Origin of the sequence: Helicobacter japonicus, assembly GCF_000762845.2 — a bacterium.
GTDB classification, from domain to species: Bacteria; Campylobacterota; Campylobacteria; order Campylobacterales; family Helicobacteraceae; genus Helicobacter_C; species Helicobacter_C japonicus.
This window is the reverse complement of record NZ_JRMQ02000037.1, coordinates 1-1754: the sequence shown is the minus strand read 5'-3', so window position 1 is coordinate 1754 and position 1754 is coordinate 1. Positions and strand designations below refer to the sequence as shown.

General features: G+C 30.5%; 4 protein-coding genes. All 4 read left to right on the top strand.

The window, feature by feature from the left end:
- Positions 1-105: 105 nt before the first annotated feature.
- Positions 106-576, top strand: coding sequence for a hypothetical protein (locus tag LS65_RS09655; protein WP_236096715.1), 471 nt, complete (start codon positions 106-108; stop codon positions 574-576).
- Positions 569-859, top strand: a complete 291-nt coding sequence (locus LS65_RS09650; protein ID WP_138129869.1) for a hypothetical protein — start codon at positions 569-571, stop codon at positions 857-859. The genes LS65_RS09655 and LS65_RS09650 overlap by 8 nt, the downstream gene beginning before the upstream one ends.
- Before the next feature lie 252 nt (positions 860-1111).
- Positions 1112-1297, top strand: coding sequence for a hypothetical protein (locus LS65_RS09640; protein ID WP_084707988.1), 186 nt, complete (start codon positions 1112-1114; stop codon positions 1295-1297).
- Positions 1287-1754: hypothetical protein (locus LS65_RS09635; protein ID WP_138129868.1), on the top strand; the 468-nt coding region annotated here is incomplete at its 3' end. The genes LS65_RS09640 and LS65_RS09635, both read left to right, overlap by 11 nt.

The following is a 1754-nucleotide window of genomic DNA, read 5'->3' as shown; positions in this document are numbered from 1 at the left end:
ATACAAAGGCAGATTCTAAAGATTCTCAATATATCCTCTCCTTTCGTGGCACAGAAATAAGCACAAACAAAATAGAGGAAGCAAAAGTAAGTCCAAAGCCTTATAATGAATAAAACAAAAAATATGAAAAAATACTTTAAGTTTAAAAAACACATTTTAATCTTATTGGTTTTATGGATAATTTACCTTATAGGTATTCCTTTGCATTACACTCCCTATGCATTACAACCGAGTTATTGGGAGTTTAAGAAAATGTGTGAGTTGAATAATTTACCAAAAAATCAAGAAAAATACGATAAAATCTTAAGTTACTTTGACAAAAAATTAGACAATAGTATAGGAAAAAGTGGTTATAAAATGGAGTATTCAAATAGAATAGATTTAGGCATTCTTATTCACTATAGAAATTCAAATAGCAAAATATTAAAATTTGATAATATTGAAAAAATGTATTTTAGACCCGAATGGAAAACATATGTCCCATACATATCTGGCAATGAGGGAAATATGGATTTTAGAATACATTTTGATGACACTATTGATTGTAGAAATTTTGTGGGAGAGATTGATGGATAATAGACGCCAAATACAAAACCTTAAGGACTATGCAGAACTTGCTTGGGCTAGTTATGGATACTTTGAGTGTATAGGTAATAGATTTGATAAAGAAAAAGATAAATTTGTATCTATTGCGAATGTTTTAGATATTCAATATAAAGATTTGAAAATTATTGATGAAAAAGGTTTTAAAATCGCAACACTCAATGGCGACTTCACTCCCACTCAAGCAAAAATTTTTTTTGAAAAGTATGATATGCTTATTCACCAACCAAATACAGAATATAGAAAGGTAGCCTAAGATGACATACATCCTTTTAATCCTCATCTCTACTATTCTTTCCTATCTCATATTAAAGTTTATATATAGAATCATCTTTAAATCAAAAAAGAAAGTCTCAAAGTCTTTAGTCTTTCTTGGAAGTATAGCTTTAATCATTTTTTACTATACCCCTTATTCTTTTTATTTAGAGCCTAGTTATTGGAAATTTAGGAAAATGTGCAAAATGCAATATGACTTTTTTTTGAGGGTGTAGGGAGCGAGGAAGCTATTGTGGCGTATGCAGACAAATACAATATACAAGGAAGTTGGGATTCTGGCAGATATTATCCCACTATTCACGCTCTTTTATATGGACTTGAATGGGACGAGTTTTATATAAATTGCACTGATTTTTATAACAAATGGGATAAAGATTGGTATGATAAAGTGCAAGGAGGAGAAATTTATGGAAAATAAACTATTGATTCACAAACTAAAAAATAACGCAGAGTTAGCTTGGGCAGCGTATGGATATTATGATTTAATGACAAATAGCGATAGTCGGTTGTTTATAGAAATACAAAATAAGAAAAATGAAAATTCCACTAAAAAAGAAATTACCCTCACTGATATTATGGATAACACATTTGCAGATTATAAGGTGTATAAGCCACAATTATCACCAAACATTAAACCCGATAAAGTAGGCACACTCAATGGCGACTTCACTCCCACTCAACTACAACACTTCTTTGAACACTATGATTTACTAGAGCATTGCCCCAACACAGATTCAGGATTCTCCGCTACACTCTTTAAAGATACAAAGGCAGATTCTAAAGATTCAGAATATATCCTCTCTATTCGTGGCACAGAATTTAAACTAGAGCAAATCCAAGATTTACTTAATGATTATTACATAGGCACAAATAAT